The 15,204-nt window shown below is 42.2% G+C and carries 15 protein-coding genes; 3 read left to right on the top strand and 12 right to left on the bottom strand.

The genetic code is table 11. The features are described 5' to 3' along the window. Positions 1 to 12: 12 nt before the first annotated feature. The 11 genes from rng to leuS form a co-directional block, all read right to left on the bottom strand. Positions 13 to 1,464 (bottom strand): ribonuclease G, encoded by a 1,452-nt coding sequence (gene rng, locus Q91_RS08380; protein ID WP_015006458.1) that lies wholly within the window; start codon positions 1,462 to 1,464, stop codon positions 13 to 15. 343 nt (positions 1,465 to 1,807) lie between these two features. Beyond that, positions 1,808 to 2,395, bottom strand: coding sequence for a nucleoside triphosphate pyrophosphatase (locus Q91_RS08385; protein WP_015006459.1), 588 nt, complete (start codon positions 2,393 to 2,395; stop codon positions 1,808 to 1,810). Beyond that, positions 2,392 to 2,862: a 23S rRNA (pseudouridine(1915)-N(3))-methyltransferase RlmH gene (gene rlmH, locus Q91_RS08390; RefSeq protein ID WP_015006460.1), complete on the bottom strand. Its 471-nt coding sequence runs from the start codon at positions 2,860 to 2,862 to the stop codon at positions 2,392 to 2,394. Before rlmH ends, Q91_RS08385 begins: the two co-directional genes overlap by 4 nt. A gap of 210 nt (positions 2,863 to 3,072) precedes the next feature. Then, a complete protein-coding gene (locus tag Q91_RS08395; RefSeq protein ID WP_015006461.1) occupies positions 3,073 to 3,699 on the bottom strand; it encodes a hypothetical protein in 627 nt (208 codons plus the stop codon). Positions 3,700 to 3,773: 74 nt separating this feature from the next. Next, on the bottom strand, positions 3,774 to 4,433 hold the full coding sequence (locus Q91_RS08400) for an OmpA family protein (RefSeq protein WP_015006462.1): 660 nt from the start codon (positions 4,431 to 4,433) through the stop codon (positions 3,774 to 3,776). Positions 4,434 to 4,570: 137 nt separating this feature from the next. After that, the gene (rsfS, locus tag Q91_RS08405) at positions 4,571 to 4,900 is read right to left on the bottom strand and encodes a ribosome silencing factor (protein WP_015006463.1); all 330 of its coding nucleotides are present in this window, start codon (positions 4,898 to 4,900) and stop codon (positions 4,571 to 4,573) included. A gap of 31 nt (positions 4,901 to 4,931) precedes the next feature. Beyond that, positions 4,932 to 5,567 carry a nicotinate-nucleotide adenylyltransferase gene (gene nadD / locus Q91_RS08410; RefSeq protein WP_015006464.1) on the bottom strand — a complete coding sequence of 212 codons (636 nt, stop codon included), beginning with the start codon at positions 5,565 to 5,567 and terminating at the stop codon, positions 4,932 to 4,934. A 52-nt stretch (positions 5,568 to 5,619) separates the two neighbouring features. After that, positions 5,620 to 6,879: a glutamate-5-semialdehyde dehydrogenase gene (locus Q91_RS08415; RefSeq protein WP_015006465.1), complete on the bottom strand. Its 1,260-nt coding sequence runs from the start codon at positions 6,877 to 6,879 to the stop codon at positions 5,620 to 5,622. 40 nt (positions 6,880 to 6,919) lie between these two features. Continuing rightward, a complete protein-coding gene (holA, locus tag Q91_RS08420) occupies positions 6,920 to 7,945 on the bottom strand; it encodes a DNA polymerase III subunit delta (RefSeq protein WP_015006466.1) in 1,026 nt (341 codons plus the stop codon). Between the two features lie 33 nt (positions 7,946 to 7,978). Continuing rightward, entirely contained in the window at positions 7,979 to 8,509 is a 531-nt protein-coding gene (gene lptE / locus Q91_RS08425; RefSeq protein ID WP_015006467.1) for an LPS assembly lipoprotein LptE, read from the bottom strand. Between the two features lie 11 nt (positions 8,510 to 8,520). Continuing rightward, on the bottom strand, positions 8,521 to 10,971 hold the full coding sequence (gene leuS, locus Q91_RS08430) for a leucine--tRNA ligase (protein ID WP_015006468.1): 2,451 nt from the start codon (positions 10,969 to 10,971) through the stop codon (positions 8,521 to 8,523). A 168-nt stretch (positions 10,972 to 11,139) separates the two neighbouring features. On the opposite strand from leuS, the gene Q91_RS08435 reads away from it, so the two are divergent. The 3 genes from Q91_RS08435 to Q91_RS08445 all read left to right on the top strand — a co-directional run bounded on the left by Q91_RS08435 (position 11,140) and on the right by Q91_RS08445 (position 13,597). After that, positions 11,140 to 11,664 (top strand): zinc ribbon-containing protein, encoded by a 525-nt coding sequence (locus Q91_RS08435; RefSeq protein ID WP_015006469.1) that lies wholly within the window; start codon positions 11,140 to 11,142, stop codon positions 11,662 to 11,664. Beyond that, positions 11,661 to 12,428, top strand: a complete 768-nt coding sequence (locus tag Q91_RS08440; protein ID WP_015006470.1) for a ParA family protein — start codon at positions 11,661 to 11,663, stop codon at positions 12,426 to 12,428. Before Q91_RS08435 ends, Q91_RS08440 begins: the two co-directional genes overlap by 4 nt. 98 nt (positions 12,429 to 12,526) lie before the next feature. Then, entirely contained in the window at positions 12,527 to 13,597 is a 1,071-nt protein-coding gene (locus Q91_RS08445; RefSeq protein WP_015006471.1) for an NADH:ubiquinone reductase (Na(+)-transporting) subunit F, read from the top strand. Positions 13,598 to 13,683: 86 nt separating this feature from the next. On the opposite strand, the gene lnt is transcribed toward Q91_RS08445, so the two are convergent. Next, positions 13,684 to 15,198, bottom strand: a complete 1,515-nt coding sequence (gene lnt, locus Q91_RS08450) for an apolipoprotein N-acyltransferase (protein ID WP_238538324.1) — start codon at positions 15,196 to 15,198, stop codon at positions 13,684 to 13,686. Between the last annotated feature and the right edge of the window lie 6 nt (positions 15,199 to 15,204).

Consider the following 15,204-nt stretch of genomic DNA (forward strand, 5'->3'; position numbering starts at 1 on the left):
AATACTCTAGTTTTATACTAGCACCACATCATATTGTTCTTGGGTATATTCATTTTCTGCTCTAAAACGAATGCGTATACCAACAAAAGATTCTAAGTCTGCCAATGTTGTTGATTCTTCATCGAGCATCATGTCGACAACTTCATTTGACGCCAACACCAATAGCTCCTTTGCTTCGTATTGCCGAGCATCTCGTATAATTTCACGAAAAATCTCATAACACGTCGTTTCTGGTGTTCGCACCATCCCCGTGCCTGAACACGTAGCACAAGGTTCACACAACACTTGCTCCAAACTTTCCCGCGTCCGCTTACGTGTCATTTCGACCAAACCTAACTCGGAAACATTACTAATTGTATATTTTGCATGATCCTTAATCATTGCTTTTTCTAAGGCATTCAACACCGCCGCTTTATGCTCTTCGTTATGCATATCAATGAAATCGATGATGATAATGCCACCCAAGTTTCTCAGCCGTAACTGGTGTGCAGTAACTTGAGCCGCTTCCATATTAGTTTTAAAAATAGTTTGCTCTTGATTACCTCGTCCTAAATAACTGCCAGTATTAACATCAACCGTTGTCATTGCTTCTGTTTGGTCAAGTATCAAATGCCCACCTGACTTTAACGGCACTTTTCTTTCCAATGCTGCCTTTATGTCACTTTCAATGCTGTACATATCGAATAAGGGCCGATGGCCTTTATACAATTCTAATAAGTGTTCTACTTCCGGCATAAACTTGATTGAAAAATCCAGCATTCGATCAAAGTTACTCTTCGAATCTATAACAATTTTAGTGACTGATGTTTGATACCAATCCCGTAATATCCTCAAAGCCAAAGGTAAATCTTCATAAATAAGCCCAATAGGCACTTCTTTTACTTGAAGACTGATCACTTCCCAAAGTTTGTTAAGAAACAGCATATCAGCGCGAATACTCTCTTCACTAACCCCTTCTGACGCAGTTCTTGCGATATAACCACCTGAGTAACCTTGCTCTTTAAAAATCTCCATACACGCTAGCAACCGTTCTCGCTCGGCTTCGTCTTCTAATTGTTGGGACAGCGCTAATTTTTCAGAATAAGGCAAAAAAACTTGGTAACGAGATGGAATTGAAATACTCATCGTTAAACGCGGGCCTTTTGTACCAATGGGGGCTTTCAAAACTTGTACGACAACTTTTTGACCTTGCTGCAAAAAATGCTCGATGCCTTTGTCTTCCGAAGGAGTTTCCCCCGCCACCAACACGTCAGATGCATGTAAAAAACCAGCCCGGCCGATACCAATTTCCACAAAAGCCGCTTGAATACCTGGCATAACACGACATATTTCACCACGATATAAATTTCCAACAACATCTCGTTTACGCTGGCGCTCAATAATCAGTTCTTGCAAGACACCATTTTCAAGCACCGCCACCCGTGTCTCAGGCGGCGTGATATTTATCAGAATTTCATCGCTCATTTTTTCTAAACCATTGGTTATTTAGTATTGATGAATATAGTTAGGGTATCGACCACTTTACTATGAAAAGCCTTTTTTACTGCGTTGATTTTACGCTTATTACACCGCCGCATTTATCAATTTGCTGATAAAAACAGATAACCAACTTGCAAATAAAAAATGTAAAAACTAGTCCCACACAAACATTAATAGTTTTACCGCTATGGGACGGAAAAGTTGCCGATAAACCTGAGGCTGACTAAGGCTTTTGTGTTATGCCTAATAACGACCCTCTATAAGCGCCTGTCATGGAGCCATTCAACAATAGCATCACGTTTTGCCCCTATCATTCCAGTTGAAAAAATTAAACAGTTTTACCTTGGCTTACATCAAGTCCATGTTGTTTAAGTAACTGAGCTGTTTCATAGATAGGAAGCCCCATAACACCTGAAAAACTGCCATTCAGTTCGGTAATAAAAACAGCGCCTTTACCTTGTATTGCATAGGCGCCGGCTTTATCTTTTGGCTCCCCTGTTAACCAATACCATTCAAGCTGATGATCTGAGAGAGTTGAAAATGTCACCGTGCTTTCACTAACGACACACGCATTTTGTTGCCCCATAACGGCCACCGATGTTAACACTGTGTGTCGCTTACCTGACAGTTTCCTTAACATTGCCAAGGCATGTTCTTTGCTATCTGGTTTACCTAAAATCTCCCCCTCGATAACAACGGTCGTATCCGACCCTAGCACCAATACCTCTTGTTCCGGATGAAAAACCTTTGCTGCTTTGGCTTTCTCTATTGCCAAACGCTGAACATAATCATATGGCAACTCACCCTTTAACGGAGTTTCATCTATATCGACAGGTTTTACATTAAACTCAACACCCAACTGACGCAGCAATTCAGCCCGCCTTGGTGATGCCGATGCTAATATTAATCGCTTCATTCTCTATGGTAGGGATGGTTATTCATCAGGCTCCAGCCTCTATATAATTGTTCAGCAAGAACAACACGCACAAGAGGATGAGGAAACGTCAAGGCGGATAAGCACCATTGTTCATTGGCTCTTTTTAAGCACTCGGCGGAAAGACCGTCTGCACCACCTATAATAAAAATTATTGACGGTTGAACACCTTGCCAAGCAGATAACTTATTTGCAAGCTCTTCTGTTGACCACTGCTTTCCTTTCACCTCAAGGGCCACGACATAATCAACATCTTTAATCATGGATAAAATCTTTTTCCCCTCCAGCTCCACCACTTTCGACACATTACTTTGCTTAGTCCTTTTTACAGGAGGAATTTCAATCATTTCAAGTGAGCATTCCCGAGGCATTCGCTTTGCGTACTCCTGATAGCCATGACTCACCCAGCTGGGCATTTTTTGCCCTACTGCTAAAATTTTCAGCTTCATATACGACCTATGATTTATGAAAAAGGCGGCTCAACTGAGCCGCCTTTATACTTTCTTTTGAGCCCTTATCGTAACAAGCTCCTTAAAATACGCTGTAAGCTAACGCCCACATAAAAGGCGGAGCGTCAGCGACGTCCAGCGCAACAAAGTGGAGCGGTTTTTCATGTGCTTGTTATGTGCCATTAATGCTATCCCTTCGCATGATAAGAGTTATCCTATTTGTGATGATTGTTGATATCTCAAAGATAAATCTTCTCTTAGCGTATCTAGTTTTTTTTGAAATTTTTTAGACGGAAGATAACTGAGTAACTTAGCCAGTAGAATTAATAGCACAATTCCTGGAATCAACCCTATAAGAATTGCGATGAACCAAGCACTAAAATCGTACAAACTACTAGTCGAGACAAATGTAAAAAATCTAATGTATAAGATAGGTAATAGCACGGCGGCGATGGCATACAATGCGTTAAGGACGAATAGTTTTTTTGTTTCTGTTAGAGTGAAATATCTATCTAATGTATGATTTATAAAAAGCACATTACGTTGACTGCCACCATCAGAAATAGCTCTTATTAGGCTAACATTGTGACCGTCTCGTGCAGGGAGGTCTACAAATAATTTCACATATTCCTCCAAGCCTTCCTTTGTCTTGATAATAAAGTCTAACTCTGTATATGAGTCGTGACGAACGTGGCTAGTTTCATACGTTTGATCATAAGTGACTCTGGACGCTACTTTATTCTGCTTCTCTCGACCGACCACTACTCCATTAACATGCTCAATTCGCCAATTAGAAAACCCCGACTTGAAGTCGAAATCATGTTCGTATAATCCCATAAAGCTATTCTCCTATCGATCAATCGATGAGGTTGGTTTTAAAATTTTCGAGCCAGACGATACATAACGCATTGCTACCTAACATTTAATGGTGTTAATGTTATTTCCACTCGCCTGTTTTGTGCTCGCCCTTCTTTTGTAGAGTTACTTGCAATTGGACTTTGCTCACCATAGCCCATTACATTAAACCGTTGGCCAACCACACCTTGTGAGCGTAGGTAGCTCGCTACACTTTGTGCGCGCTGTTCAGATAAACCTTGGTTATACGCTTCATCACCTACACTATCTGTATGGCCAATGACCGTAATGGTCGTATCTGAATATTCTTTAAGAATAATCGCCACTGAGTCCAGCACTTGATAGAAGCCTGCATTAATACTTGAGTTACCAGTTGTAAACGTAACATTGCCGGGCATATTCAATATAAGGTTGTTTCCAACACGGCTAACGCTTACCCCTGTTCCACTTAGACGTTGACGTAATTTCGCCTCTTGCACATCCATATAGTAACCAACACCACCGCCTGCTGCCGCACCCAAGACTGCACCTTTCAATGCCGTTTTTCGGTCCCCTTTCATTGCGCCTATTATAGCGCCTGTTACAGCACCCGCTCCTGCACCCATCGCCGCTTTACTGGTTTGTTGTTCTTGTGTATATGGGTTTACTGTCGTACAACCAGCTAATGTAAACATTAAACCAGCTGCAATGCCTGTTACTAAGGTTTTATTATTCATCCAAAATCTCCCTATTAATACGTATGGTTAAAAACCATTGATTCATAAAATCGAGCATTTAAAATCATTGCCATTTCTTTGTTTTGTTCCTTATCTTAACTCACTTAAATGAACAAACAATGAACTTAAATCAATCTTTAAGTATCTGTCTCGACCGTCCAAAGCTTTTCAAGTTGGTAGAACTCACGAATATTCGGCTGCATAACATGAACAATCGTATCACCCAGGTCTATTAGCACCCATTCACCCGCATCCATTCCTTCAACACCGAGGGGGATTAATCCGTGCTTTTTAGAAACCATCGATACTTCCATTGCAAGAGACTTTACATGTCTATTTGATGAGCCTGTCACAATCACTATATGATCAGCAAAAGAGCACTTACCGCTCACATCAATCACTTCAATGTGCTGACCTTTTTTATCATCCAGCGCTTCGGTGACTTTTGTTAATAACTGCTGAGCCATATTTTCTATACCTTATTTTCTAATTATTGAGTTATCTATAAAAACTGTTTTTGTTAATCACGTCTAAACACTGACTCGTCAGCATTTCTTTTACAGTTTTTTTATCTTTAATGCGTTGTCTAATCTGTGTTGCCGAAATATCGAGAGGCTTCACTGACTGACAGTAAATTTTACCATGTGTTTGCTGCTTTAGTTGCGACTTATCCTTTGTTAAAAAAGGAGTAATATAACTTTTTACTGCTGCTTCAAACTGGTTATCAAACCCAGCACGATCGGTCACCACGATATGCGTCAATTTTATTAGCTCTTCCCAGCGATGCCACGACATCAAACCATTAAAAGCCTCCATGCCTAACACCAACACCAGCGAGTCATTTGGATACTTTCGACGAAAATCCGATAACGTATCTACCATATAACTCGGCCCACTTCGCTCCATTTCGCAACTATCCGCCACTAGCAAGGGGTACTCACTCACTGCCAACTTCAATAAAGAGAATCGTTGTTCCGCTGATAACACCGGCGCAATACGATGCGGTGGATTAGCTGATAAAACCATTCTCACCTCATCTAAGCCTATCTCTTTTTGCACTGCGCTTGCCGCTGTCAAATGCCCCAAATGAATGGGGTCAAACGTCCCGCCATATATTCCAATAAATTTGGCCATCACTCACAGCATCTCAAAACAAGCAAACAACAAGCCCATTAATGAAGCAAAACTACTGACGAATATGCCCATCACCTAACACAATATATTTTTGCGTCGTCAAACCAATCAGCCCAACAGGGCCACGCGCGTGCAGCTTGTTGGTGCTGATACCTATTTCACCACCCAAACCATACTCAAAGCCATCTGCAAACCGTGTCGAGGCATTGACCATCACAGAGCTCGAATCAACCTCACGTAAAAATTGCATTGCCTTAGAATAATCGGCCGTCACAATTGACTCGGTATGCCCAGACCCATGCTGATGAATATGATCCATAGCAGCTGTCATATCATCAACAACCCGAATTGACAAAATAGGGGCAAGGTACTCTTCGTCCCAATCAGCCTCAACAGCTTTCTCGCAACTGGGTATAATTTGACAAGTTTTTTCACAGCCACGTAACTCCACTCCCTTATCAGTGTAGAGTTTCGCTAATTCCGGCAAGATATCTTTTGCAATACCTTCGGCCAGCAATAAAGTTTCCATTGTATTACAGGTACCATAACGCTGTGTTTTTGCATTGAGCGCAATCGATTTCGCCATTTCTTTATCCGCCAAATCGTCAATATAGACATGACATACTCCATGCAAATGCTTAATCACTGGCACCCGTGCTTCTTTAGTGACCCGTTCAATCAGGCCCTTACCGCCTCGTGGGATAATAACATCCACAAAATCTTCCATACGTATTAACTCACCAACCGCATTACGGTCCGTTGTTTCAACAACTTGAACCACCTCGGTTGGTAAGCCTGCTTGATTTAAACCTTTGGTAATACAAGCTGCAATGGCTTGATTTGAGTGTTTTGCTTCCGAGCCGCCACGTAAAATACTTGCGTTACCTGACTTCAGGCATAACGCAGCCGCATCGGCAGTTACATTAGGACGTGACTCATAAATAATACCGATCACACCTAATGGGACACGCATTTGACCAACTTTTATTCCCGAAGGTCGTGAGTTAATTTGACTGATTTCCCCTGCAGGATCAGGTAAGGCGATTATCTGCCTTAAGCCTTCTGAGATGGCCTGTACACGTTCTTCATTCAACGCTAAACGATCTAATAAAGCAGCATCAAGGCCACTGTCCTGGCCAGCTTTTACATCTAGCGCATTGGCCTGTAAAATAGCACTTTGTTGATGTTCTATTTCATCAGCTATAAACGCCAGAGCTTGATTTTTAACGCCAGTATCTGCATTAGCAATAACACGGGCAGCACGTTTTGCCCGCTCACCCACGCTATACATATAGTCTTTTAGTTCACTCATTTTTTTCCTATAAAAATCATTATTTTTGACATTAATTATACTACGGTTGGTTATTGAAACGTTTCGGCTCACAAAACGCTAAACAAATTTGCTCAATCATCAGCCATTCATCCCCTGTCTCAACACCTTTTGTCACCCGTTCGGCCTTTGCGCAAGCCTGAATCATCGCTTGCCACTGACCAAACCCTCCTCTAGATAGAGCCTTCATATAAGTGTTTTTTTTACTGTCCCAAATCCGGTGCTTTTTAAACGTTGCGTCACGTCGACCCATTGTTTTTTCTTCAAAGCTTAAGCTGGCAAGAATCCGTAATTCGCGCATTAAAGCCCATAAAACGACAGGTGCCGCCAGCTTTTCCCCTAACAAGCCTTTTAATATTTGAAGTGCTCTTGCCGCGTCACCCAACAGCAAGCTATCGGTCAGCTTGAAAACATCATACCGTGCATTATCTGCCACCGTATTTGAGATGTCTTCTATTGATAATTCTACTGGGCCAAATAATGTGTGAAGTTTTTCAATTTCTTGATCAGCAGCCAGCAAATTCCCCTCAACACTGTCTGCTAGCAATTTAACACCTTGGGCGCTTGCCTTTAAGCCTTTTCGCTTCAGACGATGGTCCAACCATCTCAACAATTTATCATCAACCAGAGGCCACACTTGCACCACTACCCCATGTTGATCTATCGATTTAAACCATTTTGACTTTTTTGCAGAACCATCTAACTTGCCGGCGACAATAATCAGTAGATTGTCGGCAGACAAATCATCTAGCATTTTTTCTATCGCTTGTGATCCTTCTCGCCCCGGTTTAGCCGTTGGTAAATTTAATTCAATTAGGTTCTTTTCGGCAAATAATGACTGGTTCAAACTAACGGCATAAAGCTGGTTCCAATCAAACTGCCCCTCAACATGCAACACCTGACGGTTCACAAACCCCGCGTTTCTGGCCTGCTGACGAATTAAGTCAACAGCCTCACCTTGCTGTAATGGCTCAGCACCGGACACTAAATACACCGGTGCTAGTTTTTTATTCAGCGAAGAAGATAATTGATTAACGTCTAACTGCATAGGCTCTGGCCCAACACAGGCCAGCTAATTGAGTTAATGAACCACCGCGTCTACTTTTACTGCTTGTATATGCCTTAAAATTTGTTGGGCCGCATCTCGTTTTAAATCACGCGCAATAACCGCTGACTCATTGGTTCGACCTATAATGTCATTTTCATCGTTGATGAAATCACGCACTAATAATAGCGCTTGGTCATCTAAAAGCACCTGACCATTCGCCATCACCAAACTATAAATGACGGAGTACTGCATTTCTGACTCACGAACTTTACCTCTTGAGTCCACACTCAAGGTTCTATTTTCTGACTCTTCTTTTTTAATCGTTAATATCGCATCGGCATCTGAACGCTGGCTTACCACTTCTGCGGAGTACCCAAGCAGCTCTTTCAAATCTCTTACTAAGTCAGTGTGCTGAGGGCCAGCCACATAAATTTTCTGAAGTTCAGCAGGTAGCTCGAAAGCTCCTCGTAATTTAAAACCGCACGCCGTTAATGAAACTGACAACAGGCAAAGTATTGTCATTAAACGCAGTATCACAAAAAAGTGTGTTCGAGTGTTCATCATATTTTAGTCCGCTAAATAACAATATTAACCAGTCTCTTCGGCACAATAATAACCTTTCGAACAGGTTTTCCGTCAATAAATTTATTAACATTGTCCTCTGATAACGCTAACTTTTCTATGCTTTCTTTAGATGCATCGGCCGCCACCATCAGCTTAGCTCTTAATTTGCCATTTACTTGCACCACCATTTGCACTTCGTCCAACACCAACGCCGTCTCATCAAATTCTGGCCACGTTACGTCGATCAGTGGATCCTGATGACCCAAGGCTTGCCACATCTGATCACAAACATGAGGAATAATCGGCGACAACATCAATACAATGCTTTCTAACGCTTCTTGTAGCAAGGCTCGAGAAGCATCCGTTTCGGCTTTAAATTTAGACACTGAGTTTAACAATTCCATATTAGCCGCAATGGCTGTATTGAACGTTAAACGGCGACCATAATCATCATTGACCTTATTTAAGGTTTCATGGACCTGTCGACGAAGCACCTTATCTTCACTGCTTAATTGATCAACTGTATATCCGCTGATTAAGCCGCCATCGACATGCTCTTTGACTTGACGCCATAAGCGACGAATAAATCGAAATGAGCCTTCGACTGCGCTGTCAGACCATTCTAATGATTGCTCTGGAGGCGCAGCAAACATAGTGAATAGGCGCACCGTATCGGCACCGTACTTTTCAATTAAACCTTGCGGATCAACCGTATTGCCTTTCGATTTTGACATTTTCGTGCCATCTTTAAGCACCATCCCTTGCGTTAACAAGTTCTTAAACGGCTCATCGCAAGACACCAAGCCAAGGTCACGCAATAATTTTGTATAAAACCGCGAATACAGGAGATGCAAAATAGCATGTTCAATACCACCGATATATTGATCAACCGGCAGCCAATAGTTAGCTCGTTCATCTAACATCGCTTGATCATTATCTGCACAACAATAACGTGCAAAATACCATGAAGACTCCATGAACGTATCAAACGTATCGGTTTCTCTTTTAGCTTGCTGACCACACGTTGGACAGCTTGTATTAATAAATTCTTCGTGCCTTGCTAAGGGCGACCCGACCCCTTCCAAGGACACATCCTTAGGCAAAATAACCGGTAACTGCTCATCGGGCACTGGCACAGTACCGCAGTCATCACAATAAATAACCGGCACAGGTGTTCCCCAATAACGTTGACGTGAAATACCCCAATCACGCAAACGAAAGTTAACCGTTTTTTTGCCCTTACCCTTGGCACTTAATGATTCAGCAATTGCATCGAAGGCCTGCTGAAAATCTAAACCATCAAATTCCGCTGAATTAAGTAACGTTCCTTTGCCCGTATACGCTTGCTTTGTAAGATCAATCTCACCAGGGTTATCGGTAGCTATAACTTGCTTGATTGCTAAGCCATACTTGTTCGCAAACTCGAAATCACGCTGATCATGAGCAGGCACTGACATCACTGCTCCGGTTCCATAATGCATTAATACAAAATTTGCGATCCAAATAGGTACCGTCTCACCCGTTAATGGATGAATCGCCTTAAGCCCCGAATCAATGCCCTTTTTCTCCATTGTCTCCATCGCAGCTTCCGATGTTTCCATGGTTTTACATTGATCTAAAAATTCAGCAATATCGGTATTATTTTCTGCCGCTTGGAGAGCCAGAGGGTGCTCTGCCGCAACCGCAACATAGGTAACACCCATTAAAGTATCTGGTCGTGTCGTATAAACAGGTAAGGTACTATCACTGCCTTCAATATCAAACGACAGTTCAACACCTTCTGAACGACCAATCCAGTTTTGCTGCATAGTGCGAACCTGCTCAGGCCAGCCTTCCAACTCTTTCAACGAGCTCAATAATTCGTCAGCATAGTTTGTAATTCGCATAAACCATTGTGAAATTTCGCGTTTTTCAACCTCGTTATCACAACGCCAACAGCAACCATCAATCACCTGTTCATTTGCTAACACCGTATTACAATCTGGACACCAGTTAAGCGGTGCTGTTTTTTTATACACCAAGTCTTTTTCAAGTAAGCGCGTAAAGAACCACTGTTCCCAACGATAGTAATCATCATTACAAGTGGCTACTTCACGCTTCCAATCATAGCCAAAACCCAATTGTTTAAGTTGGGTGCGCATATAATCAATATTATCTGAGGTCCAGCCACCAGGGTGCACTCCATGTTTCATCGCTGCATTTTCCGCCGGTAACCCAAAGGCATCCCAACCCATCGGTTGCATCACATTTTTACCTTTCATCCGCTGGTAACGGCTAACTACATCACCAATGGTGTAATTACGAACATGTCCCATATGTAACCGCCCACTCGGATACGGAAACATAGACAAACAATAGTATTTTTCCTTTGTTGTGTCCTCGGTTACTTCAAAAGCCCCCGTTAATTGCCATTTTTCTTGAACACTCTTTTCAATAAGAGAAGGTTGATATTCTTCTTGCATTTTTTTACCGTCGGACACACTATTTAATAAGGTGGGTAGAATACCTTAGCTACCTATAAATCTAAAGTTGAATTAAATAGAAGGTTACATCTTCTGTTTGTATAAACTTTAAGCCCAATGGGTCTGAAGTTGAATTGAGAAGACTAGACCTTCATACAGGGAGATCTTATGAACAACTCAATACAAGATAAGTTACTTCAAGCCTACGATAAGATGATGCAACGCCTCCATGACACCGTTGAACGGGCTGAAAAAATTGCTATTCCAACTCTTAGTGAAAACCTAAAACATGCACAAGAAAAAGCCGTTGAACTAGGCGAACTGACAAAAGAGGAAGCAAGTAAAGTTGCCGACTATTTAAAAAGGGACTTAGAAGACGCCTCAGCCTATCTACAAACCACAAAAAAGGAGTTCTCTGACTGGCTATCTTTTGAGTCAAATTTGATAGAGGGTAAAATCGGTGACTGGACCCATTCGGTCGTCGATAAAGCAAAATTAGAGTGGGAGAACTTAAACTTAGATACCATAAAGGGAACGCTTTACCATTCAGGAGAGCTTACAGGCCCTGGCACTCTTGAGTGCACCCAATGTAAACAGACACTGAACTTTAAAAAAACCGGACATATTCCCCCATGTCCAACCTGCCATAAAACTGAATTTAAACGTCGCAAAAAGAAGGTGGTTAAAAAATGAACCGTGTTATTTTTAATAAAAAAGGTGGTGTTGGCAAATCTACTATTACCTGCAATTTAGCCGCAATTAGTGCGTCGAAAGGTAAAAAAACCTTGGTCATCGACCTTGATACACAAGGCAACTCAACTCACTATTTACTCGGCCAGCAATCAAATACGCTTGAATCCACATTGGCAGATTTTTATACCAACACCCTTAACGTAAGCCTATTTCCAAAAGATTTCAGCGATTTTATCTATGAAACTGGTATGCCAAATTTATATGTCATGCCATCACACCCAGACATGGACAATCTACACGCAAAGCTTGAATCTCGTTACAAAATATATAAATTGAAAGAAGCGTTAGACACCATGGGAGAGTTTGATAATATTTTTATCGACACGCCACCAGCGCTCAACTTCTACACCCGTTCGGCACTAATCGCCGCAAATAGCTGCATCATTCCCTTCGATTGCGATGTTTTTTCAAAACAAGCCTTGTATTCCTTACTCGATACTGTCGCCGAAGTTAAAGCTGACCATAACCCAAACTTGGCGATTGAGGGTATTGTTGTCAACCAGTTCCAAAAACGCGCAAAACTACCGACCCAGCTACTAGAAGAACTTATTGACGACAATTTAAAGCTTTTCAAAAGCATGATCTCCCCTTCTGTAAAAATACGAGAATCCCATAGCGCAAGCCAACCCATGATCCAATTCGCGCCAAACCATAAAATCACCGAGGAGTTTAAAAGCCTTTATCAGGAATTAAAGAAAAAATAATTGGATTCTCCCCTAACGTTAGGTTTACACTCTACGGCGGTTATAAATTACCTACATTTAACACTTTTTAAAATCAACACAGCAAACGTAAGGTCACAATGAAAAAACTATTTGGCTTATTTGGTGGGGCAAAAAAAACCCCTTTAAAGGCAACTATTCAGCCATCTGGCAAATCATTTGAAGTTCCAAAAAACAACACTTTGTTACAGACTGCGCTCAATGAAGGGGTTAATTTTCCGTTTCACTGCACGGTGGGCACCTGTGGAAATTGTCGCTGCAAATTACTCGATGGTGAGGTTAAAGCCATCATGGATTTTTCATACACCTTATCAGAACCAGAACTTGATGAAGGCTACATTCTTGCCTGCCAAAGCTTATTGAAGACCGATGTTATCATTGAGCTTGAAGCCGACGCTAACCAACCCAAACACTCAGTAAAAACCTATAAGGGAACCATTACTGACACCCACATGCATACACATGACATTATGGAAGTGACGGTGGAATTAGACCAAGCAATTTCATTCACCGCAGGGCAATTTGCCGATATAGGACTTGAGGGGTTTTCTCGCCACCGCAGTTACTCTTTCGCCAATGCGCCGGCTGCTAATGGCCAAAAAACGCTAAGTTTTCATGTTAGAAATGTGCCCGGTGGCGACTACACCCAATGGCTGTTTGAAAAAGACCGAAAAGGCGAAGCCTTTGAACTGCACGGCCCTAGCGGTGCGTTTTGGTTAAGAACTTCAGATGCGCCAATTCTCGCCATCGCAGGTGGTAGCGGCATGGCACCACTAAAATCTATTTTAGAAGATGCCTTAAAAAATAACATTAATAGACCCGTTACCTATTTATTTGGTGCCCGTGCTCAACGCGATCTCTATTGTCTTGATGATATGAAAAAACTAACAGAAAAGTGGTCCAACTCTTTTAAATTTGTACCCGTGCTGTCCGAGGAGCCTGAAGATTCAGACTGGACTGGAAAACGTGGTCTGGTCACCGACTTTATTGACGATGAAACTATCGGTTTTTCGGTGTCTGATAGTCACGCCTACCTATGTGGCCCGCCAGGAATGATTGATGCAACACTGGTAAAGCTTGAAGAGGCTAATATCAGTTTAGATAATATTCATTACGACAAATTTTTGGACTCTAGGCAGTTAGAGAGCTGATTTTCGAACTACCCTAGAGTTAAATCTGTTTCGCCTTCAGCAAACCAGCATAAGAGCGTCATGTTCATCTGGCCGCCTTTAGTCTGTTAAGCACTGTAGGCGGGGCGATTTTTTATACGGTCCCTTTTTAAAAAACTCACCAGTACCATCACCACAACAAAACCTAAAAAGCCCCACCAACCACCTTGGACAAAAGGGGTAGCGCCCTTTAACGGCGTTATCTCCCCAGTTAATGCAGTGCGTCTAAACATCGGCGCTTGTTTAATAACTTGCCCCGCAGGGTCAATAATTGCCGTAATACCCGTATTGGTAGACCTTAATAAAAAGCGCCCACTTTCCAACGAACGCATCCGAGCCATCTGAAAATGTTGGTACGGTGCAATCGTGTCGCCAAACCAGGTATCGTTACTCACGTTCACTAAATACGCTGCCTCAGGAAGCCCATCAATGGATGTTTGCTGAAAAGCATCTTCGTAACAAATAGACGATGCAAACGGAAAACCCGCCCCTTGTAAAAGCGTTTGCTGATCACCTCCGGCTGAAAAATCGGACATGGGTATTTTTAGAAAATTTAAAATAATGGTCGATAGGGGCTTCAATGGCATATATTCACCCAGAGGCACTAAATGACGCTTAAGGTAAAAATCATTCGAATATCGAACACTGTATAAGCCATTATAATAATCGCTGCCATCAGTAGACATGACGGGTAGCCCTAGAACAATATCTATATCACGTTCATCTACTTCCCTTTTTAGTTGTGGTATCAACGTGTTTTCCACCCGATGCAAAAAAGCAGGTACAGATGTTTCAGGCCAAACAATTAAATCAACACCATGCTGTTGCCTTGTCATTTGCAGATAAATGTCGATGTTTTTTTGCTTAAATGACGGCAGCCATTTTATTTCTTGTGGGATATTACCTTGCAATAAGGCTACTTTAATCGGCGCTCCTGCAGGCTCCGTCCATTCGATGTTTTTAAGCATAAATCCACTGAGCCAAACGGACACAATTAAAGTACTAGCAAACATCATCTGCCTTTTTCCTAACTTATGAAGGCAGTATGAAATCGCCCCAACCATTACGACTAACAACCAAGAAACCCCCAACACCCCAACGATAGGGGCCCAAGCAGACAGCCAAGTATCGACTTGGCTAAAACCCAGTGACAACCATGGAAACCCAGTAAACAAGACGCCTCGTAACGCTTCTAACCCAACCCATAAACTGGGCAACGCCAATAAATACCGAACCGCAAGGCGCCGGTAAAAAAATCGGTTCATCAAATATGCAAATAACGCCATATAAAGCGCAAGAATGGCCACCATTCCTAACATGATAATGATGGCTAACCACAATGGAGCATTTGCAAAGTGGTGAATACTAAAGTAAACCCAATAGACACCATGAGCAAAATACCCCCAACCAAAGGCATAGCCCATTAACGCTGCTGTTGATGGCCTTAATTGGCGTAAGGTCAATAGAAATAAAACGGGAGACAGCACCGCCATAAGCGGAAGGTCGTAAGGTGAAAACGCTAGTGGGAGTAAGGCACCAGAAAAAATTGCAGCAATAACACGCATGCCCTGCTTAGGATTCATCAGCAT

This window comes from Cycloclasticus sp. P1 (genome assembly GCF_000299965.1).
Taxonomy (GTDB): Bacteria; Pseudomonadota; Gammaproteobacteria; order Methylococcales; family Cycloclasticaceae; genus Cycloclasticus; species Cycloclasticus pugetii.